The organism is Calothrix sp. FACHB-168, assembly GCF_963889195.1.
GTDB lineage: Bacteria > Cyanobacteriota > Cyanobacteriia > Cyanobacteriales > Nostocaceae > Aulosira > Aulosira anomala_A.
Genome location: NZ_CAWPNJ010000030.1, coordinates 93,754 through 115,998 on the forward strand (window position 1 = coordinate 93,754; position 22,245 = coordinate 115,998).

Annotated in this window: 15 protein-coding genes; 10 read left to right on the plus strand and 5 right to left on the minus strand. The window is 40.4% G+C overall.

All coding sequences use genetic code 11. The features are described from left to right. The first annotated feature begins 7 nt into the window (after positions 1-7). The 7 genes from AACW45_RS18575 (at position 8) to hypB (ending at position 5,149) form a co-directional block, all read left to right on the plus strand. Positions 8-253: a HypC/HybG/HupF family hydrogenase formation chaperone gene (locus tag AACW45_RS18575; protein WP_190549382.1), complete on the plus strand. Its 246-nt coding sequence runs from the start codon at positions 8-10 to the stop codon at positions 251-253. Between the two features lie 357 nt (positions 254-610). Next, positions 611-1,795, plus strand: coding sequence for a hydrogenase formation protein HypD (gene hypD, locus AACW45_RS18580; RefSeq protein WP_190628340.1), 1,185 nt, complete (start codon positions 611-613; stop codon positions 1,793-1,795). A 33-nt stretch (positions 1,796-1,828) separates the two neighbouring features. After that, on the plus strand, positions 1,829-2,044 hold the full coding sequence (locus AACW45_RS18585; protein ID WP_096594867.1) for a tautomerase family protein: 216 nt from the start codon (positions 1,829-1,831) through the stop codon (positions 2,042-2,044). A gap of 196 nt (positions 2,045-2,240) precedes the next feature. Further along, positions 2,241-2,654, plus strand: a complete 414-nt coding sequence (locus AACW45_RS18590) for a hypothetical protein (RefSeq protein WP_190628343.1) — start codon at positions 2,241-2,243, stop codon at positions 2,652-2,654. Positions 2,655-2,741: 87 nt separating this feature from the next. Next, complete coding sequence (gene hypE, locus AACW45_RS18595) at positions 2,742-3,845, plus strand: hydrogenase expression/formation protein HypE (RefSeq protein ID WP_190628742.1); 1,104 nt, start codon at positions 2,742-2,744, stop codon at positions 3,843-3,845. A gap of 102 nt (positions 3,846-3,947) precedes the next feature. After that, positions 3,948-4,289, plus strand: coding sequence for a hydrogenase maturation nickel metallochaperone HypA (hypA, locus tag AACW45_RS18600; RefSeq protein ID WP_190628345.1), 342 nt, complete (start codon positions 3,948-3,950; stop codon positions 4,287-4,289). Beyond that, entirely contained in the window at positions 4,280-5,149 is an 870-nt protein-coding gene (gene hypB / locus AACW45_RS18605; protein WP_190628347.1) for a hydrogenase nickel incorporation protein HypB, read from the plus strand. Before hypA ends, hypB begins: the two co-directional genes overlap by 10 nt. Before the next feature lie 103 nt (positions 5,150-5,252). Here the strand turns inward: hypB and AACW45_RS18610 are convergent, their stop codons facing one another. From AACW45_RS18610 to AACW45_RS18625, 4 genes are all read right to left on the minus strand, one after another. After that, positions 5,253-8,213, minus strand: a complete 2,961-nt coding sequence (locus tag AACW45_RS18610; RefSeq protein WP_190628349.1) for an SdrD B-like domain-containing protein — start codon at positions 8,211-8,213, stop codon at positions 5,253-5,255. A gap of 380 nt (positions 8,214-8,593) precedes the next feature. Next, positions 8,594-10,459, minus strand: a complete 1,866-nt coding sequence (locus AACW45_RS18615; protein WP_190628351.1) for a WD40 repeat domain-containing protein — start codon at positions 10,457-10,459, stop codon at positions 8,594-8,596. Between the two features lie 254 nt (positions 10,460-10,713). After that, the gene (locus AACW45_RS18620; protein ID WP_190628353.1) at positions 10,714-11,001 is read right to left on the minus strand and encodes a hypothetical protein; all 288 of its coding nucleotides are present in this window, start codon (positions 10,999-11,001) and stop codon (positions 10,714-10,716) included. A gap of 67 nt (positions 11,002-11,068) precedes the next feature. Then, positions 11,069-11,284 (minus strand): hypothetical protein, encoded by a 216-nt coding sequence (locus tag AACW45_RS18625; protein ID WP_190628355.1) that lies wholly within the window; start codon positions 11,282-11,284, stop codon positions 11,069-11,071. A 1,751-nt stretch (positions 11,285-13,035) separates the two neighbouring features. Here AACW45_RS18625 and AACW45_RS18630 point away from each other — a divergent pair. The 3 genes from AACW45_RS18630 (at position 13,036) to AACW45_RS18640 (ending at position 16,694) form a co-directional block, all read left to right on the plus strand. Next, positions 13,036-15,129, plus strand: a complete 2,094-nt coding sequence (locus AACW45_RS18630; protein WP_190628357.1) for a hydantoinase/oxoprolinase family protein — start codon at positions 13,036-13,038, stop codon at positions 15,127-15,129. Between the two features lie 571 nt (positions 15,130-15,700). Further along, positions 15,701-16,237, plus strand: a complete 537-nt coding sequence (locus tag AACW45_RS18635) for a protein-tyrosine phosphatase family protein (RefSeq protein ID WP_190628359.1) — start codon at positions 15,701-15,703, stop codon at positions 16,235-16,237. Between the two features lie 283 nt (positions 16,238-16,520). Further along, positions 16,521-16,694: a hypothetical protein gene (locus tag AACW45_RS18640; RefSeq protein ID WP_190628776.1), complete on the plus strand. Its 174-nt coding sequence runs from the start codon at positions 16,521-16,523 to the stop codon at positions 16,692-16,694. A gap of 108 nt (positions 16,695-16,802) precedes the next feature. Here AACW45_RS18640 and AACW45_RS18645 read toward each other — a convergent pair whose 3' ends face one another. Continuing rightward, a complete protein-coding gene (locus AACW45_RS18645; RefSeq protein ID WP_190628361.1) occupies positions 16,803-22,199 on the minus strand; it encodes an ATP-binding sensor histidine kinase in 5,397 nt (1,798 codons plus the stop codon). Between the last annotated feature and the right edge of the window lie 46 nt (positions 22,200-22,245).

A 22,245-nucleotide genomic window follows, 5' to 3' on the forward strand; every position in this document is an offset into this window, starting at 1 on the left:
AATACCAATGTGTTTAGGAATTCCCGGTCAAATTGTCGAAATAACAGACAATAATAACAAACTAGCGATAGTCAATGTAGGTGGTGTAAAGCGCCAAGTCAACATAGCTTGTATAGTAGACGAACAACATCCCCCAGAAGCTTGTATCGGTGATTGGGTATTAGTACATGTAGGCTTTGCGATGAATCGCATTAACGAACAAGAAGCCGCAGAAACATTAAAAATGTTAGAGGAAATAGCAACCTATATCTAATTTAGTCAGTCATAATTGCAACCAACCAAATCCACCACAACCCTTACCAATAACAAACAACAAATGACAAATGAAGACGTTGCTGAATGAAGAAATGAAAATTAAAACTTTGATTTCTCAAACTCTTACTCTCTGCGCCTCTGCGCGACGGACACTTTGCTCAAGTCGGCAAAGCCGCCCACGCAAGTGTCCTCCTCTGCATGAGACAAAAATCATTCTACCAATAAGCAACGCCACAAATGACCAATGACAATTGTACAGACGCGATTCATCGCGTCTCTAAGAAATGACTAAATTTTCCTTAACGTTTTCATAAAAAGCTTCCTCTGTAAACACCCTTCCTCACACCATCACAATATGAAATACGTTGATGAATTCCGCGAACCGGAAAAAGCTGAAGGTTTACGCCGTGAAATTACCAAATTAAGTCAACAGCTAGAAAAACCCATCAAAATCATGGAGGTTTGCGGTGGGCATACCCATTCTATATTTAAGTATGGGATTGAAGAGATTTTACCAAATCGCATTGAATTAATACACGGGCCTGGTTGTCCGGTATGTGTCATGCCAAAGGGGAGAATAGATGATGCGATCGCTATCTGTGAACATGATAACGTCATCTTCACCACCTTTGGCGATGCCATGCGCGTTCCTGGTTCCCATACTAGCTTATTGCAAGCCAGAGCGACAGGGGCAGATATTCGCATGGTGTACTCGCCCCTAGATAGTTTGCAAATCGCCAAAGACAACCCCGACAAAGAAATAGTATTTTTTGGACTTGGTTTTGAAACCACAGCCCCCAGCACCGCCTTGACAATTCTTCAAGCTGCGGCGGAAAACATATCTAACTTTAGTATGTTTTGCAATCACGTTCTCGTAATTCCCGCCTTAAAAGCACTACTAGATAACCCTGACTTACAACTAGATGGATTTGTCGGGCCTGGTCATGTCAGCATGGTAATTGGTACTGACCCTTATCAATTTATTCCTCAACAATATCATAAGCCAATTGTTGTTTCTGGCTTTGAACCTTTAGACATACTCCAATCAATTTGGATGTTATTGCAACAAATATTAGAAAATCGTTGCGAAGTTGAGAACCAATATAATCGCATAGTGCAACCAGCCGGAAATCAAACTGCACTAGCTGCTATCAATCAAGTTTTCATGGCGCGAGAAAAATTTGAGTGGCGCGGTTTAGGTGATATCCCTGAATCCGGGTTACAAATTCGCCCAGAATACGCTCAATTTGATGCTGAATTAAAATTTACCATTCCTAACATAAAAGTTGCCGATCATAAAGCTTGTAAATGTGGAGAAATTCTTAAGGGAGTCTTAAAACCTTGGCAATGTAAAGTATTTGGTACAGCTTGCACTCCAGAAACACCAATCGGAACTTGTATGGTATCTTCTGAAGGTGCTTGCGCTGCCTATTATAAATATGGCAGACTCTCTACCATTGGCAAAAATACAATGCCAGAAAAACCAAAGCTAGCATTATCTCAAGAACCTCTGCCATCCTGTAGTACATCTTTGGTATAGCTAATCTCAACCACATATTTGAGGAGACATTTTATGCCATTTGTTACAGTTAAAATTGCCAGAGGACATTCCATTGAAAAAAAGCGGCGATTAGTAGAAGCCATTACTAATGCTTTAGTTGCAGCTTTAGATACCAAGCCCGAATGGATTACCATTCATATTGATGAATTTGAACGAGAAAGCTGGGCTGTAAATGGTGAGTTACTATGTGATAGACATCGTGGTAGACACGATGAATCAGGTAGATAAATCAAGGGCACAACAATGTTGTGCCCTTATCAATCAGCGAATTTTAGATTTAAAATTTTGGATTTTGGATTTAAAATTCCTGAATTTACAGATTCAATAAGTTAGGGAGCAGAGTTTTTTATTTGCAGAGACTTCATAAATAGCGTAAATCTTAATTCCAGAATTGTTTCACAAAATAAAATTGCGGGGAATCTCTATGCATACAACCTATAATCAGCGCCAAATTTGGTTATTTGTTTTAATAGCCATTAATATATTTGTTTCCATTGTGCATTACACCGATCATATTATTTTCTTTGATGAATATCCAGAAACATCTTTATTTACACCCCAAATTACACATTCTCTTTGGCTAGTTATGACACCTTTATGTATAGCAGGTTATTATCTATATATTAAAAGGGCATTTTTATCAGCATATTTCTGCCTTTATATCTATATTATTATGAGCCAAATAACTTTAGGGCAATATATTATTACCCCAATGTGGCATCTATCATTAAAAATGAACACCTTAATTTTATTAGAATCAGTTAGCGCTATTCCTCTGTTAATTTTTGTTACCTGGTCGCAACTTTTTCTCAAAGAGTCAACAGTCAATAGTCAATAGTCAATAGTCAGTTGTTAGAGACGCGATTAATCGCGTCTGTTGTCAACCGTCAACAGTCAACAGTCAACAGTCAACCGTCAACAATCAATGGATTTATCACCAAATACCTCAGAACAAAACCCATTATTTCAAAAGCTAGAAAAAGTTCGCCGTCGCCAAGGTAAAGTACGAGATACTCATATTACTCTCGCACATGGTAGCGGTGGTAAAGCCATGCGCGATTTAATTGATGAGATATTTGTTAAAAGTTTTGATAATCCCATTCTTTCTCAATTAGAAGACCAAGCTAGTTTTAATTTAGCCCATCTCATGTCACAAGGAGATAGACTAGCTTTTACTACAGATTCCTATGTTGTAGATCCGCTATTTTTTCCTGGTAGCGATATTGGCGAATTAGCCGTTAACGGTACAGTAAATGATTTAGCCGTGAGTGGTGCTAAACCTTTATATCTTACCTGTAGTGTAATTTTAGAAGAAGGATTACCAACAGAAACCTTACGCCGAGTAGCTGCTAGTATGCAAGCTGCTGCGAGAAAAGCCGATATTCAAATTGTCACTGGTGACACCAAAGTTGTGCATCGAGGTGCGGCGGATAAATTATTTATTAACACGGCTGGGATTGGTGTTATACCTAAAGGAATTGAAATTTCTGCCCAAAAAGTTCAACCAGGAGATGTGGTAATTATTAATGGTGAATTGGGCAATCATGGGGCAGCAATTTTAATTGCTAGGGGAGAATTAGCTTTAGATACTGATATTGAAAGCGACTGTCAACCATTGCACGATTTAGTCGCAAATATCCTTAAAGTTTGTCCAGAAGTTCATGCAATGCGCGATGCTACCAGGGGTGGTTTAGCGACAGTATTAAATGAATTTGCCCTCAGTTCTAATGTAGGAATTCGCCTTGATGAAAAATCTATACCTGTAAGGGAAGAAGTGAAAGGAGTTTGTGAAATTTTAGGTTTAGATCCTTTATATTTAGCGAATGAAGGTAAGTTAGTAGTCGTAGTACCCAAAAAATATGCAGAGGCTGTTTTATCGGCAATGAAATCTCACCCTGCTGGAAAAGATTCCGCAATTATTGCGGAAGTATCAGCTTCACCGCCAGGGGTAGTTTTATTAAAAACTGTATTTAATGCTGACAGAATTGTTGATATGTTAGTTGGCGATCAACTACCACGCATTTGTTAATTTTTAATATTTAATCAGGAGATAATTTCAAAAAAGAGAAGCATCTAACCAAAACTGAACTTATCTAAAAGCCTCCTTCCTTATGCCTTCTCATCAAAACTTATGCACGAACTAGGAATTACGCAAAATATTGTAGCGATTGTTCAAGAACATGCCAATGGTAAAAAAGTCAGCCGAGTATTATTAGAAATTGGCAAGTTATCAGCTATTATGCCTGATGCTATTCGCTTTTGTTTTGATATTTGCGCCCAAGGTACAGTTTTAGCAGGAGCGAAATTAGAAATTTTAGAAATTCCTGGTTTGGCAGAATGTCGTCAATGTGGTGCAAAAATACCTTTAGAAAAACCTTTTGGCGTTTGTCAATGTGGTAGCGTGCAATTAGATTTAATCACCGGTGAAGAACTGAAAATTAAAGAAATTGAAATCGAGGAAGTATGTGTGTAACCTGCGGCTGTTCTGAAGATGGAGAAAGCAAAGTTACGAATTTAGCGACTGGTGAAGTTGAACAACAACATCATCATCACCATAATCACGAGCATACTCATACTCACACCTTACCTGATGGGACTGTAGTTACTCACACTCACAGTCATAATACCCACGCAGAAGCATCAGCAATTCATGCAAAAATGCATGGCACAACTATATCCTTAGAACAAGAGATTTTAACAAAAAATAATTTACTTGCTGCCCAAAATCGCGGCTGGTTTAAAGGGCGAAATATCCTGGCTTTAAATTTAATGAGTTCTCCCGGTTCGGGGAAAACTACATTATTAACGCGCACCATTCACGATTTACAGCCAAAATTATCTATTAGTGTCATTGAAGGCGATCAAGAAACAACAAATGATGCCAAAAAAATTCAAGAGACAGGCTGTAAAGTTGTGCAAATTAACACGGGTACAGGCTGTCATTTAGATGCATCAATGATTGAAAGAGGTTTACAACAACTCAACCCGCCATTAAATTCAGTGGTGATGATTGAGAATGTGGGTAACTTAGTTTGTCCCGCTTTATTTGATTTGGGAGAACAGGCGAAAGTCGTAATTCTTTCGGTAACAGAAGGCGAAGATAAGCCTATCAAATATCCTCACATGTTTCGTGCTAGTCAGGTGATGATTCTCACGAAAATTGATTTGCTACCTTACGTGCAATTTGACGTACAAAAATGCATAGAATATGCACGCCAAGTTAATCCAGAAATTGAGATTTTTCAGGTTTCATCGACTACAGGTGCAGGCTTAGATAGTTGGTATGCTTGGCTATTGCAAAAGGTTGGAGGTTTGCAAACTCTTGTGACTTAAAGTCAAATGAAGAAACTGGGTCAAAAGAAGCGTCAAAAATTTTACTCTACTGGTGGGGATGTAGAAACCCCACCCGATAACGTTGTAGGGTGGGGTAGTTCATTTATTGATTGGCGATAAACTCTACATAGAGTAAAGGCGCGCCGAGTTGGTCACCCTCAAAGGCTTCCGCCACCCGTTGGCCAGTACCGCTAATAATTGTCGCCAGCGCATTACCGCTACTCCAACCAGGACGATTGACAATTTCTTGAATCACCGCAGCCAGATTGGGAGTACGTTGATCGACACCTGCTGCACCCTCAACATTCCAGGTGGGTACAGAATTCCAGACAGCATTAGCATCTGTGAGGGTACGGGAAGAAATATCACCTCTAGTCGTGGTGAATGTGCCAGCATTATCCGCATCTTGTCCGCGAATCGTCAGGTTAGTTGCTACTGAAGTTCTTTCATCAACCTTAAATTGAATATAAGCATTAGTGATTGTTGCTGCTTGAGGAATATTCACGCCAACAAAACGTAAACCTACAAGTTGATCTCTGCTACCATCACGAATTAGTTCTAAATCCGTGCTAGTCAAATCCATGCTTCCAGAAGAACTTTGTTCAGCATCATCGCTACCAGCTGCAACTCTAACTTGGATAGCTGTTGGCGCTGTTGGGAATCGATAACCAAAGTCCTGGGTGAGGTTATTCTGGCCTGCTACTAGGGTGACTAGGGATCTGTTATCGTTACCACCATCAGGATCGGCAGTGAGGATAGTGCCATTGGGTAGAGTATTGGTATCTACTTGTACAGTATAACTGCCTGCCTGGAGATTGTTAAATAAGTAGCCACCATTAGCACCTGTTAACTGAGTAGCAATCACACTATTACCAGAGAGTAGGTTAACTCTCACACCTGTAATTCCGCTTTCACCATTATCCTGGGTGCCATTGCTATTAACATCATTCCAAATGCGATCGCCAATTGAACCAACTAAGGGAAGTCGATAACCAAAATCCTGGGTGAGGTTATTCTGGCCTGCTACTAGGGTAACTAAGGATCTGTTATCGTTACCACTATCAGGATCGGCAGTTAAGGTAGCTCCACTGGGTAGAGTAGTAGTATCTACCTGTACAGTGTAACTGCCCGCTTGGAGATTATTAAATAAATAGCTACCATTAGTATCTGTTAACTGAGTAGCAATCACACTATTACCAGAGAGTAGGTTAACTCTCACACCCGTAATTCCGCTTTCACCATTATCTTGGGTGCCGTTGCTATTAGCGTCACTCCAAATGCGATCGCCAATTGAACCCAGTGGTGCTGGTGGTTGATTAATATATTCAATATGCAACAGTGGTGCGCCTGCAGCATCGCCCTCAAATGACTCCGCTACCTGTTTACCAGTACCAGTAATAATTGTGGCTATGGAATTACCACTTGTCCAACCAGGTCGATTGATAATTTCTTGAATAATCGCAGCAATATTACTAGTGCGTTGGTCAGTACCTGCTGCGCCTACAGTACTCCAGTTAGCCGGATTCCAGGCTACAGAAGCTGCGGTTCTGCTGCGGCTAGAAATATTGTTGCTTGCTGTGGTAAATGTCACAGCATTATCAACTGCTTCCCCGTGAATTATCAGGTTAGTTGCAGTAGTTGAAGTTTCATCAGCTTTAAACTGAATATAAGCATTAGTAATCGTCACCCCTTTAGGAATATTAATGGTGTTGAAGCGTAACCCAACGGTTTGAGTACTACTATCAGTCACTAACTCCAAATCCGAACTGCTTAAATCAACGCTGGTTCCGCCTTGTTCAGCATCATCACTACCAGCAGTAATCCGACTTTGTACGGTGATGATATTCGGCCCAATATTGGCGCTGGCTTGATCATCTTCGTTGGGGTTGTTATTGTTCGGTGTAGAGTCGGGATCAGTCACAGATGAGGCTGTTACCTGGGCGGTATTGGTAATGATAGTAGTTGGTGTAGTGTTGACTCTAGCGACTAGATTCAGGGTCAAATTGCTACCACTGTTAACTGTACCCACTGTCCAAACACCAGTACTGCTGTTGTAACTCCCCTGGCTAGCAGTAGCAGATACAAAAGTTAATCCTGTTGGTAATTGGTCTGTAACTGTAACGTTGTTGGTGCTTTGCGGGCCTCTGTTATTTAATCTCAGGGTAAAGGTAACATTTTCACCGCCGGTGGGGGTGGCGTTACTAACTGTTTGCGTCAGTTCTAAATCTGCGCCTGTAGGTGGTTGGACTGGTGGTGGTAGGATAAACTCGAAAATCTTACCATCATTTTCATTGGGGTTGCTGTCATTATCAATGCCGCGATCGGCAACATATATACTTAAGCTATTGGGGTCATTACTAGTAGGCGCAATTGTTAACCCTGCTGGTTTGAGTAGACCTGGTGCAGAAATAGTCAAATTGCGAATTAAAGTTCCCGTTGTGCTAATTTCGGCGATGGTATTTATTGGGTTACCAATGATGTAGATGGAGTTAGTTAGCGGATTATAATCGATACCCTCCGGATCTAAGATTCCTAAACGAGCTGTATCAAATTGTTCGATCACTTCTCCCGACAATCTGTCTATCTGATATACTTCTGCGTTCACCCCATCAAGCACAAAAATCGTTCCGTTGGGGCCCCAAGCTATACCTTCAGGATCGCCACTACCAAAACCTCTCGTAGACAAGATGTTTCGTCTATCATCAGCATCGCCATAAATTCCATTTACAGGATTAATAATAAAAATTTCCCGTTTATCGTCATCAGAAATCAGCATCCATCCGTTCAACGGATCGTTTGGATTATTAGCATTAAAGTAAATATCTACACCAGTAGGTTCATTAGTAAAAGATGTTGTACTCCATCGGCGATCCCAAGCTGTTTGCGTACTATTGATACCCAGTTCAAAGACGTTAGATCCCTGAAAGATGAACATCTCTTCAACTTCGCCATCAACAATCACTAACCGATTGGTGTATGGGTTGTAAGCGATACCTGATGGATCGGGACTAGCGGGCGAAAATCTTGAGGTATCAATGGTGCGTCGTAATGTCAAATTAACCATAATTTTTCAATTAGATTTTAAGTAATTTTGCTTTATTGGCTTTTAATTGTGATGAACCGAAATATCTACTATTTTGTAGATATCTACTAAAAATAGTCACTAATACAGGTTTTTTACTTATTTGAAAACATGCAAATAGTGAGGAATTATTATCGTTATGTTTTTTGGTTAACGCACGTGGATGAATACATTGAATGCGAGTAATAAAGGGAAGTTGAGATTTTGATGAGGGTTAAAGAAAGATAATTCGTAATTAATAATTCGTGATTTTTCCCCTATGTAATTTGATATTAGGCAGATTTTTGACTAACAGATTCAAATAATTACATCTGGAATTAATCGCGAATTTAAAATTACGAATTACCAATTTCTAGACTGCACTAAGAAACTAGCTGGAAGCCATCAACGCCACTGGGCAAACCGGCACTGGCGGCATCCCAAAAAGCACTAATACCACTGATGGTGTTGTCACTGTTGAGAGCGACTTTAAAGATAGAACTGCCGCTACCGGTGAGGCTGGTATCACCTATACCAAGAACTGCATTTCTTCTGGTACTGAGGAAAATTTCACCTGAGTCATCGATCCAGGCACTATCCACATCTTCATCGGTGTTAGTATCCAGTCCTATTTGCGCACCAACAAAATATAGTTCCCAGGTTTTACTGATGGAATTTAATTTCAGTAAATCCTCATCTTTGGCAATCACCCCGCCTGCATTGAGGTTACCGTTGACGCTGATAACTAAATCGCCTTTTGCTGTAAAGGTAATGGCATCAATGTTTTCTCTTTCGCTATCTTCCAGCCCGACTGTGGAACCATCGAGGAATAATTCGTAGGTTCCAGCGCTGTTATCACTAGGGGTTGCTGGTTTAAAGCGGATAATGTCAGAATTATCCACAATTAAATCGCCTAATACAACACCACTCTTGTCAAGGCTGATTAAAATGCTGCCATCATCTTGAACGGAGAAAGCATCAATATCCACACCTCTGCCATCTAAGCCAACTTGGGAACCGTCAAAGAAGACTGACCAGCTTCCTTGTTTGCTGTCATACACCAAAATATCTTCATCTGAGTAAGAGATGCCATTGATAGTGCCATTTTCATTAGCGCTGACATAGTATTTGTGGTTAGCTGTCTCAAATACGTAAGCTGCACCAATGTTAGGTTTAATGCCGTCATGGCCAATAGCACCAATTACCAGTGCATCACCGTCTTGAATATCGACAGAATTAGCAAAGAGGTCACCATTGCCAATATCAGGGTTGGTCAAGGTTTCTAATAAATTGCCTGTTATGGCATCAAACAAGTAGGCAGAGCCACTGTTATCTGCACCAGTGTTATCACCACTCGCACCAATCAAGACTTTGTTATCGGCGATGGAGACGGAAACCCCAAACTTGTCACCTGACTCTGGGGTGGGGTTAGCAAAGGTTTGTAACAATTTCCCTGTGACAGCATCAAACAGATAAGCTGAACCAGCGTCAACAGCACCTAAATCGTCAGCGCGAGCGCCAACGACGATTTTGTCACCATAAATAGCTACAGCACTACCAAATAGGTCAGCCTCTTCAGCTTGGGGATTGAGAATGGTATGTACTAGTTCTCCAGTTTTGGCATTAAATACATAAACACTGCCTGTATCAGCTGCACCTGTATCATCTAAGAAAGCACCGATAACTACAGTGTCACCAGATATCGCCACCGAGAAGGCAAACAAGTCTCCACCCTTAGGTGTGGGGTTGTCGAAGGTGCGTAAAAGTTCTCCAGTAGTGGCGTTATACAAGTATGCTCTGCCACTGTTGGATTCTCCCCGATCGTCGTATGGTGTACCAATTAGCACGTAGTTGCCAGACATTGCTACTGAGTAGCCAAAGTAGTCACCTCCTGAAGCATTGGGTTTGGAGAAAGTTTGTAAAAGTTGCCCTGATAGCTTGTCATAAAGATAAACCTCTCCTTTATCGTTATGACGAGGGGCACCGATCAGTACAGTTTTCTCAGAGATATCTATGGAATTACCATACATATCACCACTCTTGGCAGAGGGGTTGAGATAAGTCTGTAATGTCTTCCCTGTAAGGGTGTCAAACAGATAGACTTTAGCATTACCAGATTCACCTTCCTCACCTCCAACTGAGGAAACTAAGGTATGAGTCCCGGAAATAGCTACTGCATTGGCAAATAGGGTGCTATTAGGCGCGGGATTCAGTAAAGTTTGAGTCGGGGAGAATTTAGTAGTAGCCATAATGATGCTTTTTATCTCTGGGTTGTAGAACAATGGCGATCGCTGTCAATACGTCAGTAAAAGTTTTCACAGTAGCCAGGAACAACTAATTAGCTAGAAAAACCAGCCATCACGATCCTGGAACATCCAATAGCGGAGCCGTCTCAAATGAACTGTAGTTATCGCTTGTGTTGATAACTAATAAGCTAGGGCTAAGTTTGAAAATGTCATCACCTCCTCCATCAGATCGCAAACGTTGAAAGCTCTAAATATAGTTAGGTAAATACTTCCATGAATGTCATTCCTACACCGTTAATATCTTTGCTGTGAGCATTTTTGAGACCTACTTCAGCACCATCAAAATAGAGCAACCCAGTAGTTCTGATGTTGACTCTTATGCTTGTAGGTGATACACCTTGACCTTTTGTGAATAAAAAAAATTTTTTGTTGTGGGCTGAGTCAATGAAATCTTGACAATGAGGTTGGTGAATCAAGCCATCATCATCGCTGGCTGTGATGACAAATGCACCCGTTATCAATTTATCGTCAGTTTGATGATTCATTAACCCTGTAACACCCCATTGTCTTAGTAGCCTGATCTTTTCCTAGCTTTCTTGTGTTTTGAGGATTTTAGCCTACAGCGAAACCATCAATGCTGTTAGTTGCATCTAATCCGGCAGCTGTAACATCCCAAAATTGAATGAGATTACCACTAGTATTTAAACCGATAGAATTGAGAATAAATATGAAGATTGTGTTTCCGTTGCGTAAATTTAGCAGTTTTCTACAAAAGATATTGCTAAATCTTTGAGCCGCTAAATTGAATCTATAGAGTGAATAATTCATGCTTATAAAGCGCTTAAGCTTTGGTAATGTACTGTGATGTTCATGGCTAAAGCCTTTTAGCTGATTTAAATTTTTATACAAAAAGTTTTTCGTTGTTGGTGGATTTTGATCTGTAATTTTACAAAAATTTTATAATCAAATAAATCTGACATTTGTTATTCTGTATTGACCGCTAAAATGCGGAGAATGTAATAATTTTTATGGACGAAAATAGTCGCAATAATTATTGCGATCGCATTTTATATATAGTAAAAATTATTAATAATCGTGATGTTCTTACTATACAGATGTAGTTAGAGAATAAAGACAAATATATATTCCTGAAACTATTCACTTATGCATACTTACAATAAGTTAGTTACAGCCGCTCTTAATAAGTAAATTGGATGAGAGCAGGGATGTGGATATGTATTTAGCAGCTTTATCCGGTGTATCTTCATTGGCTGAGAGCTATATAGCGAATCAATTCTGCGATGCAAAAAAATTATCCAACCGCGTAAGTCTCAGGAAAATCATTTATAGTCTGATTAGTCAGTCTAAGACATGGGAAGCCGCTTTTAGTCTTTGTGCGAACATTGGCAACTTCTAGCCTGAAAGTGATTTTTCCAAATTAGGTACACCTATCGAGCGCATGATAAATTTAATAAAAATCTCTCTTGTTAATCTATATGTGCGATTGACAAGAAAATTTTAAACAGTGTGTTTTGATTTAGGCTGTCAAGGTTTAGTTTATGGCGTCAGTTTTATTTGACTGACTCTTAATTACCCTCCTACCAATAGATGACCCTCAAATTAATGAACCAAGTTTTGATAACTCTATTATTACTTGATTTCACTGAATGTGGATCTGAGTTTATCAACTGCAATATCTGAAATATTACAGTTATCTTTGAGATTTATAACACTTCCTAGATAGTAAGTTTATATAGATTTTATGAATTAACTCGATTATCGTCAGCAAATATATATAGATTTCATTAAGCAGGCAAATACATCGGCTATTTCCGTAGGGTTAGCCGATCTCGTCTAGCATATATCAAGCTAGTTGCTACATAGCGTTAATTGTCAACGAAGCATTGGTTTTTTAAATTTGGAGCTAGGTCTATGGCAAGCGATCGCTATCCTACTATGAAAAGTATATGTCTCATGCAACTTGACAGCACGAAAATTTTATGCTTAGGTGTTTGGGCTAGGTCAGGCTAGGAATGACTAGCACAAAGATTAAGGCAACTTGGGTGGGCGATTTGAATGAATTTATAATACGAGGCTCTTGGTTAAGAAAATGTTATTAGAAGACAGATTTTTGATTAAGGTTTGCTCATGGTTCAGTTGTTCGGGGAGTTTGAGAAATTCAAGAAATTTTAAATTTGCTAAGGCTTGTTGAAAAACTAACTATTGCTATTCTACTGTTACAGCAGTTTTCACCTATTTAAACCACATCTGTCGTAGGGGCACGGCAACAGTAAAATTATTGTATGTACCAAAAGATTGTCGGTGCCCATTGGTGTCAACTTAAGCTAAAAGCTATATAGGGCGGGCATTGTACAAAAACCCTCGCCCTCATCCCCTAACCCCTTCTCCCTGGGGGAGAAGGGGAATTGAATCTCTTGCTCCCCTCTCAGAGAGGGAGAGGGGCTGGGGGCAAAACCTTGCAACCAAGGGGGTTTCACGTTAAGTTGACACCAATGGTCGGTGTTCCCTACAGAGTGGTCTATTTACCTGAAAATAGCTGTAATTTAGAAAACAATCAAATGTTAAAAATTTTTGCTGACCGCGGTGGGACATTTACAGATATTGTTGCTGTAACTAACAATCAGGGGATTGTGGAAAGATTATCCAGGCAAAGAGAACGTTTTTTAATTGTGCCCCTTCCTCAAAGAGAATGGATTATAGTCTACAAGTTACTTTCGGAAAATCCAGAACAATATCAAGATGCAGCTATCCAAGGGATGCGGGATATTATCGGTTTGGCGAGGGATGAACCTATCCCCAGTGCGGCAATAGAAGTAGTGAAGATGGGAACAACAGTGGCGACAAATGCGCTCTTAGAAAGAAAAGGCGATAGAGTTGCACTGTTAATTACCAAAGGTTTTAAAGATGCGTTGCGCATTGGTTATCAAAACCGTCCAGATATCTTTGCGCGTCAGATTATTTTACCCACAATGCTTTACGAACAGGCGATTGAGGTGGAGGAACGCTATGATGCTGAGGGTCAGGAATTAATTCCAGTTAATATTGCTCAGGTAAAACAAGACTTAGAAAGATTGTACAGCATAGGGATACGCAGTTGTGCAATTGTTTTCATGCATAGCGATCGCTATCCGCACCACGAACAACAAGTTCAGCAACTCGCCCAAGCGGTAGGATTTAGCCAAATCTCAGTATCCCATGAAGTTAGTCCGTTAATGAAACTGGTCAGTCGAGGCGATACAACCGTTGTTGATGCTTATTTAACGCCGATTTTGCGCCGCTATGTCAACCAAGTAGCGAGTCAGTTACCTGGGGTGCAATTAATGTTTATGAAATCTGACGGTGGTTTAGTTGCGGCGGAGAAATTTCAAGGTAAAGATAGTATTTTAAGCGGCCCGGCTGGGGGAATTGTTGGTGCGGTACAAACGAGTAAAAGGGCGGGTTTTGACTTAGTTATTACCTTTGATATGGGTGGAACTAGTACAGATGTTGCTCATTTTCAAGGAGAGTATGAACGCCAATTAGATTCAGAAATTGCTGGTGCGAGAATGCGAGTTCCTGTATTAGCAATTAATACTATCGCGGCTGGGGGCGGTTCAATTTTATTTTTTGATGGTTCTAGTTATCGCGTCGGCCCGGAATCGGCGGGTTCAAATCCCGGCCCCGCTTGTTATCGCCGTGGCGGGACATTAGCGGTAACTGATGCTAATGTAATGTTAGGTAAAATTCACCCGCAATATTTTCCTGCGGTGTTTGGCGTTGCGGGGAATTTACCTCTCGATCAAGAGATTGTGGTGGAGAAATTTAGCCAATTAGCTCAAGAAATTGCCACAGCTACAGGTAACCATCGTACACCAGAACAGGTAGCAGCTGGATTTATAGCGATCGCAGTCGAGAATATGGCGAATGCGATTAAAAAAATTAGCTTGCAAAGAGGTTATGATGTCAGCCGATATGTACTTTGTTGTTTTGGTGGTGCTGGCGCACAAGTTGCTTGTTTAATTGCTGAGACTTTAGGAATGAAGCAGATTTTTCTCCATCCTTATGCGGGGGTTTTATCAGCTTATGGAATGGGATTAGCTGATGTCCGCGCTATTAGAGAAAAAGGAGTAGAACAACCTTTAACGGCTGCATTAATTCTTCAATTACAACAGTTAATGCAGAGTTTGCTGATTCAGGCGAGAAATGAACTCAGCGAGGGAGATGTTGGACATGATGAAGTAGTGCAAAAAGTTAATTTAAAATATCAAGGAACTAACTCAATATTGACAATTGATTTTGATACAGATGTAGCGATAATGCAGGCGAAATTTGAGAGCGAGCATAAATCGCGTTATGGGTTTGTGCAATTAGAGAAACCCTTAATTGTTGAGTCTGTTTCTGTAGAATTAATTCAGAAAATGGATACACCAGATGAATCTTTAATTATTTGCGATCGCGCTTTGGATGAACATCCGCAATCTGTGGAGATAGTGAAGATGTTTGCAGGCGATGAATGGCATGATACACCAGTTTATCGCCGGGAAGATTTACAGCCTAAAGATATTATTAATGGCCCGGCGATTATTGTGGAGAAAATTAGCACAATTGTTGTAGAACCTAACTGGCTAGCTAGGTTAACTGAACGCAATCATTTGATTTTACAGCATTTATAAAATTTTATGATGGATTTTAAATTTCACAATATCGTGTTGATAGATGTACCGCCCTACAGTGAACTGTAGGGCTAATAGCGTAAGTCCACTCAAGTGGACTGGGGTATGTAACTAATATCAATGCTGTAAAGGATAGGACTTACGCAAAAATTGCCAAAAAGCTTAATTTATTGAACCGCCAAGACGCCAAGAACGCCTTCTCTGCGAGAGGCTTCCGCCAACGCGCAGCGTCTCCCCTTGGGAGAAGAATTCGTAGAGTATGCGTAAGTCCTAAAGGAAAGGAGCAAATTTTAATTAATAAACTCTTCCTAGATATAAATTTTTGCGTTAGAAATGGGTATTAGTAGGGGCGGGTTCACAGATATGCTCCAATAATTCACGACTATCTCGCTTAACCCGCCCCTACTTTCGCTATGAGCCTGGTAATTCATTCCCAGGTGGTTAAGCAGCGAAGTGAGGATTTATTGGTTATGTATAATTATCGCGATTCTAATCTGAGGGTTGATTTTAACTCAGCAAAATATTTTCATCAGCATTAAATTTAATATTACCTCTCACAACTTCTAAAAATATGTATAAATTTGCGGCTGCTTGCGAACAGGAAAAAATTGTATTTGGTGCTGCAAAACCTGGATATAGTGATGTGCAGATTCAGCAATGGCTCGAATTTATGCAAAGCCAAAATATTCAACATATTTGCTGTTTACTTGCTCCTGTGCAACTAAATAAATATTCAGATTTGCTCGGAATATATCAAGATAAATTTGGTAGTGAAAGGGTATGTTGGGCACCAATTGAAGATTTTCAATTAGTCAGTCGGGAAACTTTACAAGAGAAAATTTTACCTTTTCTACTACTAGCAAATCAGCAAAATGAAAAGGTAGTAGTTCACTGTGCTGGGGGAATTGGACGCACGGGACATGTTTTAGCTGCTTGGTTAGTTAGGGGACGAGGATTTTCCAATCAAGCAGCAATCTCAGCAGTGAGAAAAACTGGTAGAAACCCTTATGAAGCAGCGATTGCGGCTTTTTTAAAAGGTCGAAATCCTTGGAAAGTAATTGCGGAGTTAAACGCACTGCTTGATGATTGTCGTCAAAATAGTCAATAGTCAATGGTCAATGGTCAATGGTCAATAGTCAATAGTCAATGGTCAATGGTCAATGGTCAATGGTCAATATAGCAATCCTATCTGAGTTGTGAAAATATTTTTTTTGATGCACCGCCTTCTCTGCGAGAGGCTTCCGCCAACGCGTAGCGTCTCGCAGAGAAGACGCCAAGTACGCCAAGGATTAGAGAAAAACGGAGAATTAGCAAATTTCACCAATGATTTAGGATTGCTATAAGCTAGTACAGGTCGGCGGAAATGAGCATACCATTGTAGTGCGAGCATCTTGCTCGCTGACAAACGCGAGCAAGATGCTCGCACTACTCTAGATTATCAAAATGAATTTATAAAATGGTATGGTTATTTACGCCATGCAGCACTAGCTACAAATGTAGGTTGGGTTGAGCAACGAAACCCAACACCCCAACGCCTTGTATATGTTGGGTTTCACTTCGTTTAACCCAACCTACGCATCTGTCGCATTCTTTTTTTAAATTGGTATTAATTTAAGCAGGTTTTAATTTGTAGGAGCGATCGCTATCTGCTAAAACCTGCTATTCCTAAACGTTCACATAACTGGTAGTTGAATGCAGAACTCGCTGCCTTTACCTAACTGAGATTGTACTTCTAAACTACCGCCATGTTTTTCTACCACAATTTGACGAGCGATCGCTAATCCTAAGCCTGTACCTTTACCTACGCCTTTAGTGGTAAATAAATGGTCGAAGATTCTCGCTTTTACATCTTCGCTCATCCCCTTGCCGTTATCTGCAATCGAGATGAGAACTTGATTTTCTAGCATTGCCGTGCGAATCGCGATTTTTTGCGGATGGGCGGCTATTTCTTGATATGATTGAGTTTTTGCTATCTCATCGAACATATCAATGGCATTAGCCAGGATATTCATAAATACCTGATTTAATTGTCCGGGAAAGCATTGTATTTCTGGTAACTGACCATATTCGGTAATTACTTGAATGGCGGGACGGGAATCATTAGCTTTCAGGCGATATTTTAAAATCAGTATTGTGCTGTTGATACCTTCGTGCAGGTTAGCCCTGACTTTATACTCAGTATCAGCACGGGAAAAGGTGCGGAGGCTGGTGCTGATAGACTGAATGCGATCGCTTGCACCCTGCATCGAATTAAGTAATTTTGGTAAATCCTCGCTGAGATATTCTAAATCAATGTCTTGAGCCTTTTTCTGTACGGGTGCGGCGGCATCGGGATGATATTGTTGATATAGGGCGATATAATCGAGTAAATCCTGCACATATTCTTGGGCATTATTAATACTGCCATTCAAGAAGCCGATGGGATTGTTGATTTCGTGGGCGACACCGGCGACTAAGTTACCCAAGGATGCCATTTTTTCACTCTGGACTATTTGCAATTGTGATTGTTCTAGTTTTTGGGCGTAGGTTTGTGCTTTTTGATAAAGTCGGGCATTTTCTAGAGAAATCGCCGCCTGAGTGCAGAGGAAGTTAAGCACGAAAATGCGATCGCTAGTAAATACTCCACTAGTTGAGCGATTTTTTAAGGATACAATGCCAATTAATTGTCCGTGGCTAATAATTGGCAAGCATAACAAACTCTTTGGTTGTTGACGAATAAGATATTCATCTATGATTGGTAAATCAGTTTTGAGATTGTCAATTGTTACGATTTGTTGCGTGTTCTTGACATACTGAATCAATTTTACAGGTAGATTGGGATTAGCATCGAGTGGTTCTGAACAAAGTTGTGTGGTTTGTGGTGTAGCTATAGCGACAACTTGCCATTCACCCTCAGAATTAGGACAGATTAAAGCACAGCGATCGCCCCCGGAGTTTTGTAAAATAATTTTTGTGAGTTGATGTAGTAAATCATCGAGTTGCAGAGTAGCAGATAGGCTTTGAGAAGCTTTGATCATAGTGGCAATATCAATAGCGTTATTGATGTTTGTGCTATGACCCAGGCTAGATTCTGAGGTATTCAGGGAAATATCTGGAATTGTGCTTGTCAAGCTTTCCCACAGTTTCATGGGTTGGGAAACTGATTGCAGAATCGGACGCAGTAAATGAGGATAGCGATGTTCTAGATCGTTACTTTTTGCTTTCGCTCCCCAACGAGCATAGCAGTAATAAGCTTCCTGCATATAGACAGCAGCAATTTTTTCTTTGCCCCAACCAAGGTAGAATTTAGCAGTAAGTTCATTAGCGATCGCTTGTTCTAGGATATAGCCATTTTCCTCAGCTTGAGAAATAGCGCGATCGTAGAAATCTATTGCTTGCTGTGGATGTCCTAAAACACGCTGTTCTTCAGCACAAATCAAATCATATCGGTGCTGACAATTCATGGGTGCATAGGTAGCCCAATTTTGCAGCTTTTCTTTAGCATCCGCAATTAATGCCCATAACTCATCTGTCTGAGAATTTGCTGATAACTGGGTGAAACAGGCTAAAGCTGTATAAAAATACAGTGTTGGTACATTTAGCATCCCAGTACCGCCGCCAGCATTTAGCTTTGCTTGTTGGCAATGATAAAATGTCTGGTCATGGCACTCAAATAAATAGGTTAAAGTTACTTTGCACATATGGAAATGCCATAACCCCGTTTTGTCGTTGGCTTTTTCCAGATTTGCTAAAGTTACCCCTTCATCAAAAATTGTGCCTACTAATTTGGTTGGGTTCTCACATTTTCCTAAGAGATTGGCAACGGTTTGATGGACAATATGCAAATAGCCTAAAAGTGCTTGTTGTTTGATGTTTGCCAAGCCTATGCTGTAAGCCTGACATTCTGTTTCTAAAGCTGTAAGTTCTTTACCGACAAAATAAGCATGAAAGGCGTAGGTATAACCAGAATAGCCAGCATAAGCAAGATCGCCAACTTTTAGTCCCAGGGTATAGGCTTCTTGTAAAGGTTGTAAAGTTGTCGCCGCATTTTTCACCCAGTGAACAGTAAACTTATTGGTCATGTATAAAACTTTAGCGGCATATTCCTGATTATTAAATTTATCTAATAACTGTAAAGCTAATTGACCAAATTCATAACCTGTTTTGATATCACCAACGACAGCACAAAGTAATAATCCGTAAACCACATATCCAAAGCTGGAGGCGGGAATATTACCGTGGGTGACTGATAGCTGCACCTGCTGACAGCAAATCAAGGGATACAGGGGTGGACATGCTAAGTATGTAGTTGGGCTAATCTTAACTAAGATTTGCAGCAGTGCTTGGAATTGAGGCGAAGTCATCACAGGTAAGTTTAACAGCTCATCTGTTGAACGTCCTGCTAATTGCTGTCGGGTTTGCTGGAGAAAATCAGCAAAATCTTGTTTCTCAGGCTGACTGGGAAATTCAATCCCAAAAGATTGGAGAAAGTTTAAACCTGTGGTTAAAGCTTTGCTAAATTCACCTTGGCTAGTGTAAGCATCGATTTTAATTTCATACACCTTGGCAGCATCCAACAAATTCCGCGCTTGTTGCAAGACAATTTCCGCCAAATTTTCCATCTGCACCAAATCTGTATTCAGATAAGCAGCTTCAGCCGCGCTACTATAGCAAGCTAATGCCAAATCATACTGAGTTTGCCAGCTATCAGTCGGCAGCAAATTACAGGCATATTTTAAGCAATAGGTAGCAGTATCATAGGCAGTAGTAGCGATCGCTTTTCGTCCTGCTCTTAAATTCAGCTCTATCAGCCTTCCTTGCTCTAGGGTATCACTGATCAGCGTACAGCCAATATTCAATTGGTTGACGATATCAAAAATTTCCTCCTCTAATTGTTCCGCAGATGTATGGTTTAATAAGTGACGACCAATGCTAAGATGTACAACCTGTTTCTCTTGTTGGGGAATCAGGGAATAAGCAGCTTGCTGGACGCGATCGTGTAAGAATTTGTAAGCAACGGTAATTCCATCAGTGTAGTTATCATTTAAACCATCCCCTTGAAAAAACTTGTAGGTTTCACTGATGGGTAAAATGAATCCTTCCTGTAACCCTGTCCACAAGTCAGTTGCTACCTGCTGCGGCAATTGTTCTGAAACAATCGCCAAAGTATTCAAGTCAAATTGATTACCAATACAGGCTGCCAGTTTGAGAATATTTTGAGTCTCATCAGGTAATTTTTGCAACTGCTTGGCCATGAACTCTACCACATCATCGGTTAATGCAGCCTCGCGTACCTGAGTAATATTACATTGCCAATGTCCAGCTTGGATATTAAAGGTAATAAATTGCTCTTGATGCAGAGTTTTGAGAAATTGCGTGGCAAAAAAGGGATTCCCTTGGGTTTTTTGATAGACTAATTCTGCTAGCGGTTGTGCCAATACCTCAGCACATTTGAGCATATCTGCCACTAACTGATTCAGGCTGGTTCTACTCAAAGATGCTAAAGTAATTCTGTTAATTGTAGCTTTTACTTTGCTGACTTCGTTTAAAGTCAGCATTAACGGATGTCCGGGAAATACTTCGTTATCCCGATAAGCGCCAATCAGCAGTAAATACCCCTGTTCTCTCTCACTCATCAACAACTGCATCAATTTTAAGGATGCAGAATCTGCCCATTGCAAGTCATCCAAAAACATCACTAAGGGATGTTCGGGAGTGGTAAAAACTTGAGTAAATTTCTGGAACAGCAAATTAAACCGATTTTGCGCCGCCGTACCCGATAGTTCTGCTACAGGTGGTTGTATGCCAAGAATACATTCCAATTCCGGGATGACATCAATAATTACTTGGGCATTATCTCCCAAAGCCTCAAGAATACTGGCTTGCCATGCTTTTAGTTGGATATCCGATTCTGAAAGCAACTGTCCCATTAAATCCCGAAAGGCTTGGACAAAGGCAGAGAAGGGGATATTACGATTATACTGGTCAAATTTACCTTTAATAAAATAACCCCGTTGCCGGACGATTGGTTTATGAACTTCATTGACAACCGCCGTCTTCCCAATTCCAGAGAAACCAGCTACTAGCAGTAATTCTGAGGTACCGTTGCTGACTCGCGCAAAAGCATCTAATAGTGTCTGAACTTCTGCTTCTCTTCCATAGAGTTTTTCGGGGATAGAAAAGCGATCGCAAATATCCCGTTGCCCAATGATAAACTGTTCAATATGTCCTGTTTGGTTTAACTGTTCTAAGCAAATTTCCAAATCATATTTTAAGCCTAAAGCACTTTGGTAGCGATCTTCGGCATTTTTACACATTAATTTAGCGACAATTTGCGCGATCGCTTCTGGTATTTCTGAATTAATTTCATCTACCCTGGGTGCAGGTTTGGCAATGTGACTATGCACCAGTTCTAAAGGATCGTTACTAGTAAAAGGTAACTCTCCCGTCAACAATTCAAACAACGTCACACCTAAACTATAAAAGTCTGTACGGTAGTCAACGCCGCGATTCATCCGCCCGGTTTGCTCTGGTGCAATATAGCCTAATGTGCCTTCCAATACATTGGGGTGTTTGATTTCTTCGTTTTCTTTCGGTAATAGGGAAGCGATACTAAAATCAATGAGTTTGACTTGTTGCGATTCTGGATGAATTAGGATATTAGCGGGTTTAATGTCCTTATGAATTACCCGATGCTGATAAAGCTCATGAAGAATATCGGCTAGTTGCAGCGCGATCGCTAGTATATCTAATAGTGTTAACTGATGGCTGTGGCTATATGTTGATAGCGCCACACCACCAAAATCTTCCATTACTAGGGCATAGCTATTGCGATATGCTATCAGGCGATCGGGACGAATCACACCAGAAATATGCAAATTTTTGGCAATAGTATATTGATTACGAAAACGTAACAATTCGCTGAAACTAGGATAATCTTGTTGCAATAATTTGATGACAACCTGACGCTGGCTTAATTCTTCCACTGCTTGATAAACAATCGTCCGAGAACCCACATATAATTGCTCAACTATTTCATAGCCAGGAATTTCGGGGAATAGATTCGCGTAGCTGCTTGCCGCCAGTGTCATAGTATCAACTAAAAGTATGTAGGAAATTTATCTCATCGTTATAATT

Excerpts from the sequence above, each read along its gene's own strand:
- AACW45_RS18575 (WP_190549382.1), top strand. The coding sequence starts at position 8 with ATGTGTTTAGGAATTCCCGGTCAAATTGTCGAAATAACAGACAATAAT.
- hypD (WP_190628340.1), top strand. The coding sequence starts at position 611 with ATGAAATACGTTGATGAATTCCGCGAACCGGAAAAAGCTGAAGGTTTA.
- AACW45_RS18585 (WP_096594867.1), top strand. The coding sequence starts at position 1,829 with ATGCCATTTGTTACAGTTAAAATTGCCAGAGGACATTCCATTGAAAAA.
- AACW45_RS18590 (WP_190628343.1), top strand. The coding sequence starts at position 2,241 with ATGCATACAACCTATAATCAGCGCCAAATTTGGTTATTTGTTTTAATA.
- hypE (WP_190628742.1), top strand. The coding sequence starts at position 2,742 with ATGGATTTATCACCAAATACCTCAGAACAAAACCCATTATTTCAAAAG.
- hypA (WP_190628345.1), top strand. The coding sequence starts at position 3,948 with ATGCACGAACTAGGAATTACGCAAAATATTGTAGCGATTGTTCAAGAA.
- hypB (WP_190628347.1), top strand. The coding sequence starts at position 4,280 with ATGTGTGTAACCTGCGGCTGTTCTGAAGATGGAGAAAGCAAAGTTACG.
- AACW45_RS18610 (WP_190628349.1), bottom strand. The coding sequence starts at position 8,213 with ATGGTTAATTTGACATTACGACGCACCATTGATACCTCAAGATTTTCG.
- AACW45_RS18615 (WP_190628351.1), bottom strand. The coding sequence starts at position 10,459 with ATGGCTACTACTAAATTCTCCCCGACTCAAACTTTACTGAATCCCGCG.
- AACW45_RS18620 (WP_190628353.1), bottom strand. The coding sequence starts at position 11,001 with ATGAATCATCAAACTGACGATAAATTGATAACGGGTGCATTTGTCATC.
- AACW45_RS18625 (WP_190628355.1), bottom strand. The coding sequence starts at position 11,284 with ATGAATTATTCACTCTATAGATTCAATTTAGCGGCTCAAAGATTTAGC.
- AACW45_RS18630 (WP_190628357.1), top strand. The coding sequence starts at position 13,036 with ATGTTAAAAATTTTTGCTGACCGCGGTGGGACATTTACAGATATTGTT.
- AACW45_RS18635 (WP_190628359.1), top strand. The coding sequence starts at position 15,701 with ATGTATAAATTTGCGGCTGCTTGCGAACAGGAAAAAATTGTATTTGGT.
- AACW45_RS18645 (WP_190628361.1), bottom strand. The coding sequence starts at position 22,199 with ATGACACTGGCGGCAAGCAGCTACGCGAATCTATTCCCCGAAATTCCT.